The sequence below is a fragment of the Yersinia sp. 2541 StPb PI genome (genome assembly GCF_052217145.1).
Classification (GTDB): domain Bacteria; phylum Pseudomonadota; class Gammaproteobacteria; order Enterobacterales; family Enterobacteriaceae; genus Yersinia; species Yersinia enterocolitica_E.
In genome coordinates this window covers 1049520-1066426 of record NZ_JAZGQB010000001.1, presented here as the reverse complement: position 1 = coordinate 1066426, position 16907 = coordinate 1049520, and the positions used below count along the sequence as shown (strand labels likewise).

Sequence of the window (16907 nt, the reverse complement as noted above, 5' to 3'; positions counted from 1 at the left end):
CTCTACGGTACCTCACAGGAACATATCATGGTTGAACAACGTCTTTATTTTTCCGAACTTTCACCTACAACCTATAAAGCACTGGTTAATGCGTCTCTCTCGTTAGATAAGAGTTCATTACCTAAAGCATTGATAGAAATGATTTTTATGCGGGTATCACAAATCAACGGCTGCGCATTCTGCTTGAATATGCACGGTAAATTCTTGCGTGAGAACGGTTTTGATAATGCCAAAATGGATGTGATAGCTGGCTGGCGACTCAGTAATGCATTTACTGAAGCAGAAAGAGCAGCATTAGACTGGGCAGAAGCGGTGACTTACATCACCACCAGTGGCACACCTGATAATATCTTCGCCGCCTTAAAAGTACATTTTACCGATGCTGAAATTTCCGATTTAACTTTTGCTATCAGTATCATGAATGCCTTTAACCGCTTAGCCGTCAGCCTGCGCCAGTAAATCATCTTGCCCGCAACAACTCCGCAATAGAAATATTTTTATCCTCCTTATTATTACTAAATCTACCGCCAGCCCCGTGCTGGCGGCCCTGTCGCTGAACAATGCATGAATTCTCAATAAATAACTACATGTAGTGTGGTTGAATTAAATAAACACTAGATATAGTATTTATTTTATCACCTACGGAAATGAAACCGCAGTTGATTATCAGAGGCAGGTCGTCGCGGCACCTTAACAACCTGACTAATCCGCCTTTCCTCATTACAAAAGGTAAATGCGAATCATGAGTATTATTATTTACAGTAAACCTAATTGTGTCCAGTGCAATGCCACTTACCGAGCATTCGACAAACAAGGAATATCCTATCAAACAATTGATTTAACAGCAGATTTGCAAGCATTAAATCATGTGAAATCTCTTGGTTATCAGCAGGTGCCAGTGATTATTGCCGGCAATGAACATTGGTCCGGCTTCCGCCCTGACAAAATTAACGCACTGGTTCAGGCCGTCAGTGCCTGATGGGGGGACAAGATGAATCCGCTGGTCTATTTTTCCAGCTCTTCGGAGAACACCCACCGTTTTGTCGGGAAGCTGGAACTCCCGGCAATACGTATCCCTATTGCCGGTGCCCGGAAAACACCGCAGATCGAGCAGCCCTATATTTTGTTAGTGCCCAGTTATGGCGGTGGCAGCCCGGTAGGAGCAGTACCGATTCAGGTGATCCGTTTTCTAAATGATCCACACAACCGTTCATTGATTCGCGGCGTTATTGCTGCGGGTAACACTAATTTTGGCGACGCCTATTGTCTGGCAGGGAAAATCATCTCCCAAAAATGTCAGGTTCCTTATCTGTATCGTTTTGAACTACTGGGTACAGCAGAAGATGTGGCTAACGTGCGCAAGGGAGTAACTGAATTTTGGCAACGACAGAACTGAATATCACTGATCCATCCAGTAGCGAGCTTGACTATCACTCACTGAATGCGATGCTAAACCTCTATGATGCTGATGGACGTATCCAGTTTGATAAAGACCGGTTGGCGGCACGTCAATATTTCTTGCAACACGTCAATCAAAACACCGTGTTCTTCCACAATTTGCAAGAAAAACTCGATTATCTGGTCGAAGAAGGATATTACGAGAAAGAGGTGCTGGCTCAGTACGATTTCAGCTTTATCAAAAGCTTATTCCAGCAGGCCTATAGCAAAAAATTTCGTTTTCCCACTTTCCTTGGCGCCTTTAAATATTACACCAGCTATACCCTGAAAACCTTTGATGGCAAACGTTATCTGGAACGCTACGAAGACCGTGTTTGCATGGTGGCGCTGACACTGGCAGCAGGTGACCCGACACTGGCGCAAGAACTGGTAGAAGAGATAATCTCTGGTCGATTCCAACCGGCCACCCCGACATTCCTCAATTGTGGTAAAAAACAGCGTGGTGAGCTTGTCTCCTGCTTCTTGTTACGCATTGAAGATAATATGGAATCAATTGGCCGCTCCATTAACTCAGCGCTGCAATTGTCTAAACGTGGTGGCGGGGTCGCTTTCCTACTAAGTAATATTCGTGAAGTCGGTGCGCCAATCAAACGGATTGAAAACCAATCCTCCGGCGTCATCCCTATCATGAAAATGCTGGAAGATGCCTTTTCTTATGCTAACCAGTTGGGCGCACGGCAAGGTGCGGGGGCAGTATATCTCCATGCCCATCATCCCGATATTTTACGTTTTCTGGATACCAAACGCGAAAATGCCGATGAAAAAGTTCGAATCAAAACTCTCTCCTTAGGCGTGGTTATCCCGGATATTACCTTTGAGTTGGCGAAGAATAACGAAGAAATGTACCTGTTCTCTCCTTACGATGTAGAACAGGTTTACGGTTTACCGATGTCAGAAATCAGCATCAGCGAAAAATACCGCGAGATGGTCAATGACAAGCGCATCCATAAAAGCAAAATCAAGGCACGCGAGTTCTTCCAGATTCTAGCCGAGATCCAGTTTGAATCCGGCTATCCCTACATGATGTTTGAGGACACAGTTAATCGCGCCAATCCGATTAAAGGTCGAATCAATATGAGTAACCTGTGCTCAGAAATTTTGCAGGTTAATTCACCAACCGAATACAATGACGATCTTAGCTATCGCCATATCGGTAAAGATATCTCTTGTAACCTTGGTTCGATGAATATCGCGCATACCATGGATTCACCAGACTTTGGCAAATCGATTGAAACCGCTATTCGTGGGCTGACTGCCGTCTCCGATATGAGCAATATCCGCTCAGTACCTTCTATCGAGAAAGGTAATCAAGAATCCCATGCCATTGGCTTGGGGCAGATGAATCTGCACGGTTATCTGGCCCGCGAGCGTATTTTCTACGGCTCTGAAGAGGCGCTCGATTTTACTAATATCTACTTTTATAGCGTGGTATATCACGCCATCCGCGCCTCGAACCAACTGGCAATAGAACGAGGCCACCACTTTAAAGGCTTTGATGAGTCAGATTATGCCTCGGGTACTTATTTCACAAAATATATCGAGCAGAGCTGGCTGCCTAAAACCGCCAAAGTACAGGCACTATTTGCTCAGGCAGCTATTGTACTGCCCGACCAGCAAGATTGGGCCGCGTTACGCCAATCAGTGATGGAACACGGTATTTATAACCAGAACTTGCAGGCGGTGCCGCCTACCGGTTCTATTTCCTATATCAATCACTCGACATCGAGCATTCACCCGATTGTCTCACCGATTGAGATTCGTAAAGAAGGCAAGATTGGCCGAGTCTATTATCCCGCACCTTATATGACTAACGATAACCTTGAATATTATCAGGATGCTTATCAGATAGGGCCGGAGAAAATCATCGATACCTACGCTGAGGCAACACAGCATGTCGATCAAGGGCTATCACTGACCCTGTTCTTCCGTGATACCGCCAGTACCCGCGATATTAATAAAGCGCAAATTTATGCCTGGAAGAAAGGGATTAAGACCATTTATTACATCCGGCTGCGTCAGATGGCGCTTGAAGGCACTGAAGTCGAAGGTTGTGTTTCTTGCTCGCTGTAATTCGCGGCACTGAATGAATAAAAATGGTTGATAAGGAAAATGATATGAACGCAGTAAAACCGATAACACACGTCAGTGCCATTAACTGGAATAAGATTGAAGACGATAAAGACCTAGAAGTATGGAACCGCCTGACAGCTAATTTCTGGTTGCCGGAAAAAGTCCCACTATCAAATGACATTCCCTCTTGGGCAACGCTGACACCTAATGAACAACAGCTTACGATTCGGGTTTTTACCGGCCTGACACTGCTGGATACTATTCAGAATACATTGGGTGCGCCGGCACTGATTAAAGATGCCATTACCCCCCATGAGGAAGCGGTATTCTCGAATATCAGCTTTATGGAGGCGGTCCATGCTCGCTCTTATAGCTCTATTTTTTCTACTCTTTGCATGACATCTGATGTGGACGATGCCTATCGCTGGAGTGAAGAGAATGACCCACTACAAAATAAAGCCAATATTATCTTACAGCACTATCATAATGATGACCCACTGAAGAAAAAGATAGCCAGTGTATTTCTGGAATCATTTTTATTCTATTCCGGTTTCTATTTACCGATGTATTGGTCCAGCCGGGCAAAATTAACCAACACTGCCGATCTTATTCGATTAATCATCCGTGACGAGGCAGTACATGGTTATTATATCGGCTACAAATTTCAGAAAGGGTTGGAGAAAGTCGACAATAGTCGCCGCCAGGAAATAAAGAACTTTGCCTTCGATCTGCTGCAAGACTTATATGACAATGAGGTGCGTTACACCGAGGACCTGTATGATAAGGTTGGCTGGACCGAAGATGTCAAAAAGTTCCTTCATTATAATGCTAATAAAGCATTAATGAATTTAGGTTATGAAGCCTTATTCCCTACCAGTCAGGCAGCAGTCAGTCCGGCCATTCTGGCGGCATTATCACCAAATGCAGACGAGAATCACGATTTCTTCTCCGGTTCTGGCTCCTCTTATGTGATTGGTAAGGCAGTCAACACCGAAGACGAAGATTGGGATTTTTAAGCGTTCCCTATCGGTGCCCCACCCTCACTTTTATGGCATAAAAATGAGGCGATCCACATCCACTGGCAGCCGCAGCAAGGCTGCCCTCTATTTGGTGATGATTTAATGCCTCAATCACCTTGTAAACTCACCACCACTCATCCGCTATATTTACCTACGCAATGAACAGAACCACAACTAAAAACTGAAATTATTACCTGACTACTAATTTAGGCGCAGGCCAGTATATAAGGGGGATTCAGCATGTCTCTTGTGACGATAAAAATGTCATATCAGCACGATGACGGATGCTCAAGCCCAAGGCTGACCACAAGAAAAATCGAGGGAATATAATCAATAACAGTATATTCAATAGAATGAATATATATGGACAATATTCACGCTATTAACTGGCTAATTATAGCCCACTCAGCATATCAATATTAAGCAAGATGTGAACATCAAAAAACCACAATATTAACGTATATAAATTAACAGATTAAAAAGATATATCCTGGGATAAGGTCTATTACAATTCAGATTATAAGAACATTGAGGGTTGTCTCAGATTCTCATTGTGTTAGGGTATATGGCGCTCTATTTTTTCATCAGGATAACATTGATCGAATAAACATAATTCAAAATTGACAGAGGAATACACCAGCTGCATGGCAATTAAACTCGAAGTAAAGAATCTATATAAAATATTTGGTGAGCATCCAGAACGGGCTTTTAAGCTGCTTGAATCAGGTAAGAATAAAGAGCAGATATTTGCCAAAACTGGTTTGTCCGTTGGCGTTAAAGATGCCAATCTGGCCATTGAAGAAGGCGAGATATTCGTCATCATGGGGTTATCCGGTTCTGGTAAATCCACCCTGGTACGCCTTCTCAATCGTCTGATAGAACCCACCCGTGGAGAAGTACTGATCGATGGCGAAGATATTGCCAAAATATCTGATAGTGCCCTGCGCACCGTACGCCGTAATAAGATCAGTATGGTCTTTCAGTCCTTTGCATTAATGCCCCATTTGAATGTTCTCGATAACACCGCATTCGGTATGGAGCTGGCTGGCGTCCCTTTGCAGGAACGTCACGACAAAGCGCTGGAAGCACTGCGTCAGGTGAGTCTGGAAAGCTACGCCCACTCCTACCCCGATGAACTTTCCGGCGGGATGCGTCAGCGCGTCGGTTTAGCCCGGGCGATGGCCAATAACCCTGACATCTTATTAATGGATGAGGCCTTTTCAGCGCTAGACCCCTTAATACGTACAGAAATGCAAGATGAGCTGGTCAAATTACAGGCCAAACATCAAAGGACCATTGTCTTTATCTCTCATGATTTGGATGAAGCCATGCGCATTGGTGATCGTATCGCCATTATGCAGGGCGGCGAAGTAGTACAGGTCGGCACCCCGGATGAAATACTGAATAATCCGGCTAATGACTATGTGCGCACCTTCTTCCGTGGCGTCGATATCAGCCACGTCTTTAGTGCCAAGGATATCGCGCGCCGTCGCCCGGTATCATTAATTCGTAAAACTCCGGGTTTCGGCCCTCGTTCAGCGTTAAAACTGCTTCAAGATGAAGACCGCGATTATGGCTATGTGCTGGAACGCGGGCAGAAGTTTATTGGCGTGGTATCGATAGATTCACTGAAAAAAGCCTTGGCGGAGAGCCAGTCGCTGGATAGTGCCTTACTGGCCGATCCAGCGCCGGTTCCCGCAGATATGCCCCTCAGTGAGTTGATTTCACTGGTTGCCCAGGCCCCGTGTGCGGTCCCTGTGGTCGGTGAAGACAACAGTTATATCGGTATTATTTCCAAAGCCATGCTGTTGCAGGCTTTAGATAAGGAGACGCCAAATGAGTGATCCAATTCAAAGCAGTACCCCCGTAGACAGTAATCCTTGGGCGACGGATGCGGCAGCTTCAGCAGCACCGGCGGCAACAGATACCGCCCCTCAGACACTGTCAGCCGCTGTTGACCCGTGGGGAGCGAGCATGGCTGAGGGTAGCCATGCCGCCAGCAGTACCAGCCATGAGGTTGCTTCTCAGGCCGTTCAGAGCACTGCGACACAAAGTACCGATTGGTTGAATAGTACTCCGGCCGCTGCTCCCGAGCATTTCAGTCTGATGGATCCGTTTCATAACACCTGGGTGCCACTGGATTCCTGGGTCACCCACGGTATCGACTGGGTTGTGCTGCATTTTCGCCCCCTGTTCCAGGGCATTCGCGTGCCGGTTGATTTTATTCTCAGTGGCTTTCAGCACCTACTACTGGGTATGCCAGCACCGATCGCCATTCTGGTTTTCGCGCTGATCGCCTGGCAGTTCTCCACCTTAGGAATGGGCGTAGCAACCCTGATATCACTGGTTGCTATTGGCGCTATCGGTGCGTGGTCACAAGCAATGGTGACACTGGCGCTGGTTCTGACTTCGCTGTTCTTCTGTATTCTTATCGGGCTACCGATGGGGATATGGCTGGCACGCAGTAATAATGCCGCACGTATAATTCGGCCGTTACTGGATGCCATGCAGACTACACCGGCATTCGTTTATCTGGTGCCCATCGTCATGCTGTTCGGTATCGGTAACGTCCCCGGCGTGGTCGTGACCATCATCTTTGCTCTGCCACCCATTGTTCGTCTGACCATTTTGGGCATCAAACAGGTACCAGAAGATCTTATCGAAGCCGCTGAATCCTTTGGTGCCAATCCACGCCAATTACTGTTCAAAGTGCAGTTACCGCTGGCGATGCCAACCATCATGGCGGGTGTGAACCAAACCCTGATGCTGGCACTGTCGATGGTAGTCATCGCCTCGATGATTGCTGTAGGGGGCTTAGGTCAAATGGTACTGCGCGGTATTGGCCGCCTTGATATGGGGCTGGCCGCAGTCGGCGGTGTCGGTATTGTGATTCTGGCGATCATCCTTGACCGCCTGACCCAATCATTAGGCCGCGATCGCCGTACCAAAGGCATTGGCCTCTGGTATACAGCCGGCCCGATTGGTCTTATCACCAAACCTTTTAGAAATACTAAGTAATTTCAAATTATTACGCTCAAATTTAAGCGTAATTGTCGCAGGCAGTTTGGACATGGACAGCGCGCAATCACCGCAATGTACACATAGTACGTAAGGATGATGAGCACTGTCCTCGTTCAAAATGGCAAGTAAAATAGCTTAAAAAGGAACAACTATGCGTTCGACAGGAATCTGGGCTTTGGCCCTCACCACACTGATCAGCACTCAGTTATCCGCCGCAGAATTACCGGGCAAAGGCATCACTGTCCAGCCGCTGCAAAGTACCATTTCGGAAGAGACCTTCCAGACCTCTCTGGTCAATAAAGCCTTGGAAAAACTCGGTTACGATGTCCAACCGACCAAAGAAGTAGATTACAACGTCGCGTATTCAACTATCGGCGCAGGTGATGCCACCTATCTGGCGGTAAACTGGGAACCACTGCATAACGACCAATATAATGCTGCCGGTGGCGATGCCAAATTTTATCGTCAGGGTAACTATATTGAAGGATTGGCACAGGGTTATCTGATCGATAAAAAAACCGCTGATAAATACCACATTACCAATATTGAGCAGCTAAAAGATCCGAAAATCGCCAAATTGTTTGATGCTAATAACGATGGTAAAGCCGATCTAACCGGCTGTAACCCAGGTTGGGGCTGTGAAGCGCCGATAAATCATCAGATCAAAGCTTATGGTCTGAGCGATACCGTTATCCATAATCAGGGTAACTATGCCGCGATGATTGCCGATACGATTACACGTTACAAAGAAGGCAAACCAATCCTGTATTACACCTGGACACCTTATTGGGTCAGTGATGTATTGGTGCCGGGCCGTGACGTAGTATGGTTGCAGGTTCCATTCTCTTCCCTGCCAGATAAAACTATCGACACCAAGCTGTCTAACGGTGCGAACTACGGCTTCCCACCGAGTGTGATGCATATCGTGGCTAACAAAAAATGGGCTGAAGCTAACCCGGCCGCCGCTAAGCTGTTCTCTATCATGAAATTATCGATTAATGATGTGAATGCTCAGAACATGCGGATGCACGCGGGTGAATCGTCAGATGCCGATATTGAACGTCATGTGAATGGTTGGATTCAGGCCCATCAGGCCACCTTTGATGGTTGGGTAAAAACAGCCGCGCAAGCAGGTAATGCGAAAGCTACGCAGTAAATTCTAAATGGGTTTATTGATGTGTTACCCAAGGGGGGAGTTCTATTATTTTGCCCCCCAGCGGCTTCAAGTACCAAGGGTATACCCAAAGTAATTGGAGTTGCAGGTAGGCAGCAAGCGAATGCATCCCAATGAGCTTACACAGTCAAGTGATTTGGGTAAGTGAGCGTAGCTAACACCCCTGCAGCTTCAAGTGCCAAGGGTATAGATACAACGAAGCCCTGAGTTAGCAATAACTCAGGGCTTCTGAATGTTGGCGGTGCGGACGGGACTCGAACCCGCGACCCCCGGCGTGACAGGCCGGTATTCTAACCGACTGAACTACCGCACCACGCTGCTGTTCCGGTTAAGAACGAGACGGATATTACGTATGGAATGCAATCTCGTCAATACTTTTTCCAGCAAAATAAGCCGGTTGCGCAGTTTTTCATCTGGAAATCATTTTATTCTGCATTTGCACTATCTTCCGATTCAAGCGGCATCCGCCACAAACAACTGCCGCCCTTCTTCATCACCAAATCCAGACGCGATTCATGGGCTGACAACTCCTCTTCAGCCGCATAAATTACTTTCAACGCAGATGCTGGCCGGGTAATACGCTGGATATTTTCAGAAGAATCATTCTGCGACTGATCACCTTCCATAGAGAAAGACAGAGACGTCTGGCCGCCGGTCATCGCCAGATAAACTTCTGCCAGAATTTCGGCATCGAGTAATGCGCCGTGCAACGTTCGCTTGGTATTATCTATCAGATAGCGATCGCATAACGCATCAAGGTTATTACGCTTGCCGGGGAACAGGCGGCGCGCCAATAACAGGCTATCGGTGATGGTACAGAAGGTTTCCGTTTTCGGAATATCCTGCTGCAACATACGGAACTCGTAATCCATAAAGCCGATATCAAACGCCGCATTATGAATGACTAGCTCAGCACCACGGATAAACTCGAGAAACTCCGGTGTAATATCAGCAAATGTGGGTTTATCGGCCAGAAACTCATCACTGATACCATGGACACCGTAGGCCTCTGGGTCGACCAGACGGTCCGGTTTCACATACACATGGAAGTTTCTGCCGGTCAGACGGCGGTTGATCACTTCAACAGCACCGATCTCAATAATCCGATGGCCTTCATAATGAACGCCCAGCTTATTCATACCAGTGGTTTCAGTATCCAGAACAATCTGTCTGGTCGGGGTAACTTGCATATTGCCAGTGCTCATAGCGCTCGTTTATGTCAGACTTAACGTTTAAACAGATAGGAAGAGTCTACCAGAGATGACTAAACAGGTAGAAATTTTCACCGACGGATCTTGCCTTGGCAATCCTGGCCCCGGTGGTTATGGCGCAATTATGCGTTACAAACAACATGAAAAGACCTTTAGTGCTGGCTACCGTTTGACAACCAACAACCGTATGGAGTTGATGGCTGCTATCGTCGCCTTGGAGGCATTGACATCACCTTGCCACGTGACGCTCAGCACTGACAGCCAATACGTGCGTCAGGGCATCACACAATGGATCCACAACTGGAAAAAGCGCGGGTGGAAAACCACAGACCGCAAACCGGTACGTAACGTCGATTTATGGCAACGGCTGGATCTGGCAATCCAAGGCCATACCGTACAATGGGAATGGGTTAAAGGCCATGCTGGCCATCCTGAAAATGAGCGCTGCGATGAACTGGCACGTCTTGCGGCCAATTCACCGACACAAGACGATATTGGTTATATCCCCAACTAACTCTTCTTACCTGACGTTGCCACGGTATTAGTGGCTTTCACACACCGAATCAAGGTTGGTCGCGATAACTTTTGGTTGCGCCAACCGCACGGCTAAACCAAGGCTTACGTGCACCAAACTTCATCGGATTAAATGTCAAAGGTATGGTGCGCTTACGGGCCACAATCAGGCTGACACACCCCAGCGCATGTAGATGGGTGCTGATAAAGCGCCCACCTTCTTTATGCCAGGGTAAAACGTGAAAGCACGACATATGCATAACTTCATAATTCAGCAAACTCAGCCAATCCAGCAAACGCATCTGAGTAAACATTCGGCTAATATAAGGCTGCCGCTGGCGTAATATTGGCACCAGCTTGCCGGCACCCAGCACACTCATCGGATTGAAGTTACTGATAATCAACCAGCCGTCATCAATAAGCACCCTATCTGCTTCACGCAAAATACGATGTGGGTCAGTGGCATAGGCTAAAGAATGAGATAACAGACAGGCGTCCACTGACTTTTCAGCAAAAGGTAACTGGTATGGGCTGGCCAGCACCTGCATATTAGTACCTTGTTCCCCCACATTAACCTGATGGGAGATAGCACATTTATCGCTGGCGATTTCCGCACTCAACTGGCCTATTTTCAACAGATGAAAACCAAATAGCTTCGGCCACCAAGGTTGTAATTGCTGTTCGAGCGCTGCGCGATAATACTCTCCCCAAGGTAACTCCGCCCAAGATGCAGGCGCATCGATCTGTTGGTGTGTTTGCGCTGGTTTCATGTTTCTACCCAATAGATTTCAAGGTGCAGGAAGGTGGCAAGTAAGTGAACCCCGATAAGCTAACCCCCGTAAGTGATGCGGATGAACGGGAGCCGCCAATACACCTGCGATTTGAAAGATGACGGGTATATTATCTTCTTTCACACTCAAGCGGTTGCCAACAAAAAAGAGGTATCCAATGAATCTTATCAGTATTCCGGCATTTCAAGACAATTACATTTGGTTATTGGCAAACCCACAAAAACACTGCGTTATTGTTGATCCGGGTGAATCAGCGCCGGTGCTGTCTGCACTGGCACAAGGCCAATACACTCCTCAGGCCATCCTGCTCACCCATCACCACAACGATCACGTCGGTGGTGTGGCACAATTACACCGCCATTTCCCCAATATTCCCGTCTATGGCCCGCAGGAAACAGCAAATAAAGGTGCGACAGTTATCGTAAATGGGGGTGATCACCTGACAATTGATGGTCAAAACTACACCATTATCGCCGTCCCTGGCCATACCCTTGGGCACATTGCATACTACAGCGAACCTTATCTTTTCTGCGGCGACACGCTTTTTTCTGCCGGCTGCGGCAGACTATTTGAAGGCACACCAGAGCAAATGTATGCGTCAATTCAACGGCTGGCGCAGCTTCCCGCTGAAACCTTAATTTGCAGCGCGCATGAATATACTCTCGCAAATCTTAAGTTTGCCCGTTTCATTTTGCCCGCAGATCAAGATATTGCTACATATCAACAACAAATCATGCAATTACGGGCAAAAAACCTACCTAGTTTGCCGGTAAAATTGCAATTAGAGCGTAAAATTAATGTTTTTTTACGTTGCGATGACATTGATTTACAAAGGAAAATAGGCGTTATCTCGCCACCAGCCTCACTTGCTTCAGTTTTTTCCGAATTACGCGCCCAGAAAGACCGCTTCTGAGCTTTTAGTTGTGTTTTTTGTCGAAGCAAAGTATGATTGGTCGTCTTTTAAGCAACTGACATTGACACACACATGAAGACCAAAGCGATATTTCTCGCCTCAGTCTTGCTTGTTGGGTGCCAGGCGTCCAAGCAGGACGTACAGGTTCCCGTACAGCATGCGCAGAGTTTGTCTTCAGCAGGTCAAGAGAGTGAAGCAGGAGAGTACACAAATAGCGTCCGAGAGGGCAGCGCGCGATGGCTTGATAGTGAAAGTGGCCTCGCGCAGCAAGATTTGTGGAACTTCATTAGCGACGAGCTGAAGATGAAGGTTCCGGAAAATTCCCGGATCCGTGAACAAAAGCAAAAATACTTAAGAAATAAGAGCTATCTCCACGATGTAACATTACGGGCAGAGCCGTACATGTACCTGATAGTCGAGCAGATTAAGAAACGTAAAATGCCGATGGAACTGGTACTGCTACCCATAGTGGAGAGCGCTTTTGACCCACACGCGACATCATCCGCCAACGCCGCAGGGCTATGGCAGATAGTGCCGAGTACAGGTCGAAACTATGGCTTGAAACAAAACCAATGGTATGACGGCCGCAGAGATGTGGTTGCGTCTACCAAAGCAGCGCTTGATATGATGGAGCGCCTGAACAAAATGTTTGACGGTGACTGGTTGTTAACAGTCGCTGCTTATAACAGTGGTGAAGGCAGAGTCATGCAAGCGGTTAAGGCTAATAAGGCAAAGGGTAAACCGACCAACTTTTGGGCATTGTCGCTTCCACGTGAAACGTCAATTTATGTTCCAAAAATGCTGGCCTTGGGTGATTTAATCAAGAACAGCAAAAAGTACGGTATAAACTTGCCAGAACCCGACAAAGACCGTGCATTAGCACGTGTTGATGTAGGTCAGCAGATACAGCTAACTCAGGCGGCTGAGATGGCGGGGATGTCACTTACTAAGTTGAAATCCTTTAATTCTGGGTATAAGCGCAATGTAACGGCACCTGATGGACATGGTCCTCGTTATATTATGTTGCCAAAGGCCCATGCTGAGCAGCTTAAAGATTCATTGGCAGATACTGATATTGCCGCCGTTCAACCAACCAAGTTGGCACAGAACAGCTCAAAATCAGCATCAGGTTCGCAGTATAAAGTTCGCTCCGGTGATACCTTATCTACGATTGCCAAGCGGTTGAATATCAAGACCAGCGATTTGCAGAGTTGGAACAACTTACGTGCCAAGAGCACCTTAAAAGTTGGGCAAACCCTGCAACTGGCAAGCAATACAACGACCAGCAACAGCATCACCTATCAGGTTCGTAAAGGTGATTCTTTTGCCAGTATTGCCAAGCGTCACGGTGTAAACACCGACGATGTGATGCGATGGAATTCGGTAGTCAGCAAGGCTAATAGTTTACAACCAGGCTTGAAATTGACGTTGTTCGTTAACGGCAAATCGACCCCGGATACGTAGAGTCAGAATCGCGATTAAAGCTGTTAAAAAGCACCCTTCGGGGTGCTTTTTTTATGGCTGGAATTCAACCAGCAGTGGATTGTGATCAGAGGCTCGGGTCACTAATACTGATGCATCTGCCAGAGTAAGACCCCGATAAAAGACAAAATCAAGCGGTCGGCCAAACGCACGGCTACGGTTATCAGCCCGGAATTCAACTTCAGCTAACCCCACTACTTGGGCAAAGCACTGTAAAGCATTAACCCGCTGTCGGCTCCAGGCATTAAAATCCCCCGCCAGAATCACCGGGCCACGATGCATCGCGATTTGTTCCCCAATGGGCTCGAGTTGTTTACTGTAAACATCAACACCAAGACTGAAATTCACCGCGTGAATATTCACCACCATCAATAAACGGCCGTCATGGATTGGGTAAACAGTAATTAAGGCCGATTTAGACAACCGCAGTAACGGCTCTCTCTCACGCAGGGGGCAACAGTAGACCGGATGGGTGGCTGCAAGCGTCATCACACCTGAAGGGTGCTGAGGCAGTGCAAAGGCAGGAACCTGATCGGCGGCCTGATAGTGAGACGTAGCAAACCGCACCAGCTCAGGTGTTGTTTGTGCTTCTTGCAGTAACATCAGTTGAGTATCACGCCCGAATTCTTTGAGCACCGAGAGCCATTGCGCCCGCTGCTGCTTAAAGATATTCCACACCATCACCCGCAAAAATTCAGATGTTGGCAATGGCGCGCCTGGCGGTAACCCCAGCCCCAGTTGCTTAGCAGAACCTGGGAAGATTTGTTCAACCGGTTGACCTGCAACATATCGCATTGCATATGTTCGTTTCGGCACTTTGATGGCCTATTCCTTATTCGAAATCACTCTGGCTCGAGAGGTAACAACAGCCGGTAGTTCACTGATTATACGCCCAGATGCTCCTGTCAGTAATTTCTTTTAGCCACGATATTATTCTGATGTTGGGATACACAAGCAGAGATTCAATCTATGTGATTCATAATGCACTAATAAGCCTTCTATTAATAAAGAAGCCCACAATCGCGGGCTTCAATAGATACTTGCAGGGATTTAGCTGACAGCAACTTGCCGTGGGTGTTTCTTATCCAGCTTGCCACTCAGTGTCACCAGTAATAGCGCACCAATAACAATCACGCCACCGATCCAAGGGGTCTGAGCCAACCCAACCCGGATAACTGTCTGCCCACCAATAATCGATCCTAACGCGATTCCGACATTAAACGCCGCGATATTCAGGCCCGAAGCCACGTCAACGGCATGTGGCGTATATTCTTCCGCTTTCTGCACCACATAAACTTGTAAACCGGGGACGTTACCAAAGGCAAAAATCCCCATGACCAGCAACGTAATTAATGCCGCAATACTGTGGTTAGCACTGAATTGGAAAACAAACAGTAAGACAGCAAGTGCGGTAAAAATAAAACTTAAAGCAGGTACTGCACCATGGCGGTCTGCGAGTTTACCGCCCCAGATATTGCCGATAGCGACCGATACCCCATACGCCAGTAAGATCCAACTCACTGCGGCAGGTGAGAATCCTGCCAGCTCTTGCATCACTGGCGCGAGGAAAGTAAACATGGTGAAGAAACCACCATATCCCAAGGCGGTAATGGCATAAATCAGCAGTAAACGTGGGTGGGTGAGCACCTGTAGTTGCTGCTTTATACTGGCTGAAGCCTTATTGGGGATATTACTGGGAACCAAAATGGCGCTGGCAATAATGGCAATGACCCCAATCAGTGACACCGCAAGGAAAGTCTCCCGCCAGCCAAAATGCTGGCCGATAAATGTCCCGAGCGGAACCCCAGTCACCAGTGCCACCGTTAAACCACCAAACATAATAGCAATCGCCGACGCCGCTTTCTCCTTTGGCACCAAACTGGTAGCAATAGTCGAACCAATTGAGAAGAACACACCGTGAGCCAGACCGGTGAGTAAACGAGCAACCACCAGAGTCTCATAACCAGGTGATTGCCAGGCTAATAAGTTCCCTAGGGTGAACAAGACCATCAAGCCAATCAATAGCATTTTACGCGGTATGCGCCCGGTTAATGCGGTTAACACTGGAGCACCAATAGCAACGCCCAATGCATAGATTGAAACTAATAAACCGGCGGATGGCACAGAAACTGCCAGTTGTTCTGCGATGGTCGGAACCAGCCCGACAATCACAAATTCAGTGGTACCAATAGCGAATGCACTGATGGTCAGTGCCCATAATGCAAGTGGCATAATTACTCCAGAAATACGGGTCAATTTGATAGCGGCTATTATGTCCCTATGGTTAAATGACAAAAATGCTCAAAATATCAAAATATTTTTGCTGGAGTGGCAACAATGAAAGCGCATTCAGATGAACTGATTACTTTTGTTACCGTAGTGGAATGTGGCAGTTTTAGCCGTGCGGCAGAGCAACTCGATCAAGCTAATTCAGTCGTCAGCCGGACAGTAAAAAAACTCGAAAGCAAGCTAGGGGTGACGCTGTTAAATCGCACAACCCGGCAAATCAGCCTGACACAAGAAGGCGAGCACTACTTTCGGCGAGTGCAAAATATTCTGCGGGAAATGGCCACGGCGGAAAACGAGATACTCGATAATCAGTTAAATCCCAAAGGATTGCTGCGTATCGATGCTTCTACTCCAGTGGTGTTGCACATTCTGGCTCCGCTGATGGCGGAGTTTCGTCAGCGTTATCCGTTGGTGACATTATCACTGGTTTCGTCAGAAACCTTTATTAACCTAATTGAAAGAAAGGTTGATATTGCTATCCGGGTCGGCACGTTACAGGACTCAACCTTACGAGCCAGAAAGCTGATGACCAGTTATCGCCATATTTTGGCCTCACCTGCCTACCTAAAGCAACATGGTACCCCGCAAACGGTGGCTGATTTACAGCATCATTTATGTCTGGGGTTCAATGATTTACCGGTGCTAAATCGTTGGCCGCTCGCAGGTGCTGATGGGCAACTTTATGAAATAAATTCAGATTTAACGTCAAATAATGGGGAGACGCAACGCCGCCTTTGCCTTGAGGGAAATGGCATTGCTTGCTTATCGGATTTCATGATCAGAGGCGATCTACAACGCGGGGACTTAGTGCCGCTACTGGTAGAACAGACTCTACCCGTCGTTATGCCGATTAATGCGGTGTATTACAGTGATCAGGTCGTCAGTAACCGGCTGCGTTGTTTTATTGATTTTATCAATGAACGTCTGGCACAAATGTTCCCTGCAAAATAAAAAACCACCCAACAT

The 16907-nt window shown here is 47.2% G+C and carries 16 protein-coding genes and 1 tRNA gene; 12 read left to right on the top strand and 5 right to left on the bottom strand.

All coding sequences use genetic code 11. From position 1 onward, the window contains the following. Positions 1–27: 27 nt before the first annotated feature. The 8 genes from V1953_RS04645 (at position 28) to proX (ending at position 8724) form a co-directional block, all read left to right on the top strand. On the top strand, positions 28–459 hold the full coding sequence (locus tag V1953_RS04645) for a carboxymuconolactone decarboxylase family protein (RefSeq protein WP_372569518.1): 432 nt from the start codon (positions 28–30) through the stop codon (positions 457–459). A 283-nt stretch (positions 460–742) separates the two neighbouring features. Continuing rightward, positions 743–979 carry a glutaredoxin-like protein NrdH gene (nrdH, locus tag V1953_RS04640; protein WP_442850700.1) on the top strand — a complete coding sequence of 79 codons (237 nt, stop codon included), beginning with the start codon at positions 743–745 and terminating at the stop codon, positions 977–979. Positions 980–991: 12 nt separating this feature from the next. Then, on the top strand, positions 992–1396 hold the full coding sequence (gene nrdI / locus V1953_RS04635) for a class Ib ribonucleoside-diphosphate reductase assembly flavoprotein NrdI (protein ID WP_442850699.1): 405 nt from the start codon (positions 992–994) through the stop codon (positions 1394–1396). Next, positions 1378–3528 (top strand): class 1b ribonucleoside-diphosphate reductase subunit alpha, encoded by a 2151-nt coding sequence (nrdE, locus tag V1953_RS04630; protein ID WP_083163017.1) that lies wholly within the window; start codon positions 1378–1380, stop codon positions 3526–3528. The genes nrdI and nrdE overlap by 19 nt, the downstream gene beginning before the upstream one ends. Positions 3529–3572: 44 nt before the next feature. Further along, a complete protein-coding gene (gene nrdF / locus V1953_RS04625; RefSeq protein ID WP_083164116.1) occupies positions 3573–4544 on the top strand; it encodes a class 1b ribonucleoside-diphosphate reductase subunit beta in 972 nt (323 codons plus the stop codon). A gap of 647 nt (positions 4545–5191) precedes the next feature. Then, positions 5192–6391, top strand: a complete 1200-nt coding sequence (gene proV / locus V1953_RS04620; RefSeq protein ID WP_083163015.1) for a glycine betaine/L-proline ABC transporter ATP-binding protein ProV — start codon at positions 5192–5194, stop codon at positions 6389–6391. Continuing rightward, complete coding sequence (gene proW / locus V1953_RS04615; protein ID WP_083163013.1) at positions 6384–7565, top strand: glycine betaine/L-proline ABC transporter permease ProW; 1182 nt, start codon at positions 6384–6386, stop codon at positions 7563–7565. Before proV ends, proW begins: the two co-directional genes overlap by 8 nt. 154 nt (positions 7566–7719) lie before the next feature. Next, positions 7720–8724, top strand: a complete 1005-nt coding sequence (proX, locus tag V1953_RS04610) for a glycine betaine/L-proline ABC transporter substrate-binding protein ProX (RefSeq protein ID WP_083163011.1) — start codon at positions 7720–7722, stop codon at positions 8722–8724. Between the two features lie 254 nt (positions 8725–8978). On the opposite strand, the gene V1953_RS04605 is transcribed toward proX, so the two are convergent. Together V1953_RS04605 and dnaQ are read right to left on the bottom strand one after the other, a co-directional pair. Continuing rightward, positions 8979–9055 (bottom strand) — tRNA-Asp (locus V1953_RS04605). Positions 9056–9167: 112 nt separating this feature from the next. Continuing rightward, positions 9168–9932, bottom strand: a complete 765-nt coding sequence (gene dnaQ / locus V1953_RS04600; RefSeq protein WP_083163009.1) for a DNA polymerase III subunit epsilon — start codon at positions 9930–9932, stop codon at positions 9168–9170. Between the two features lie 70 nt (positions 9933–10002). Here dnaQ and rnhA point away from each other — a divergent pair, with 70 nt between their 5' ends. Beyond that, complete coding sequence (gene rnhA, locus V1953_RS04595; RefSeq protein ID WP_050074222.1) at positions 10003–10467, top strand: ribonuclease HI; 465 nt, start codon at positions 10003–10005, stop codon at positions 10465–10467. Between the two features lie 49 nt (positions 10468–10516). Here rnhA and V1953_RS04590 read toward each other — a convergent pair whose 3' ends face one another. Beyond that, the gene (locus V1953_RS04590) at positions 10517–11236 is read right to left on the bottom strand and encodes a class I SAM-dependent methyltransferase (RefSeq protein WP_083163007.1); all 720 of its coding nucleotides are present in this window, start codon (positions 11234–11236) and stop codon (positions 10517–10519) included. 178 nt (positions 11237–11414) lie between these two features. Between V1953_RS04590 and gloB the strand changes: the two genes are divergently transcribed. Together gloB and mltD are read left to right on the top strand one after the other, a co-directional pair. Next, positions 11415–12170, top strand: a complete 756-nt coding sequence (gene gloB, locus V1953_RS04585; protein WP_420073214.1) for a hydroxyacylglutathione hydrolase — start codon at positions 11415–11417, stop codon at positions 12168–12170. Between the two features lie 72 nt (positions 12171–12242). Next, positions 12243–13634: a murein transglycosylase D gene (mltD, locus tag V1953_RS04580; RefSeq protein WP_442820583.1), complete on the top strand. Its 1392-nt coding sequence runs from the start codon at positions 12243–12245 to the stop codon at positions 13632–13634. 51 nt (positions 13635–13685) lie between these two features. Here the strand turns inward: mltD and V1953_RS04575 are convergent, their stop codons facing one another. Further along, positions 13686–14468, bottom strand: coding sequence for an endonuclease/exonuclease/phosphatase family protein (locus V1953_RS04575; RefSeq protein WP_083163001.1), 783 nt, complete (start codon positions 14466–14468; stop codon positions 13686–13688). 234 nt (positions 14469–14702) lie between these two features. Further along, entirely contained in the window at positions 14703–15884 is a 1182-nt protein-coding gene (locus V1953_RS04570) for an MFS transporter (RefSeq protein ID WP_083162999.1), read from the bottom strand. A gap of 105 nt (positions 15885–15989) precedes the next feature. On the opposite strand from V1953_RS04570, the gene yafC reads away from it, so the two are divergent. Further along, the gene (yafC, locus tag V1953_RS04565) at positions 15990–16892 is read left to right on the top strand and encodes a DNA-binding transcriptional regulator YafC (RefSeq protein WP_083162996.1); all 903 of its coding nucleotides are present in this window, start codon (positions 15990–15992) and stop codon (positions 16890–16892) included. Positions 16893–16907: the final 15 nt, after the last annotated feature.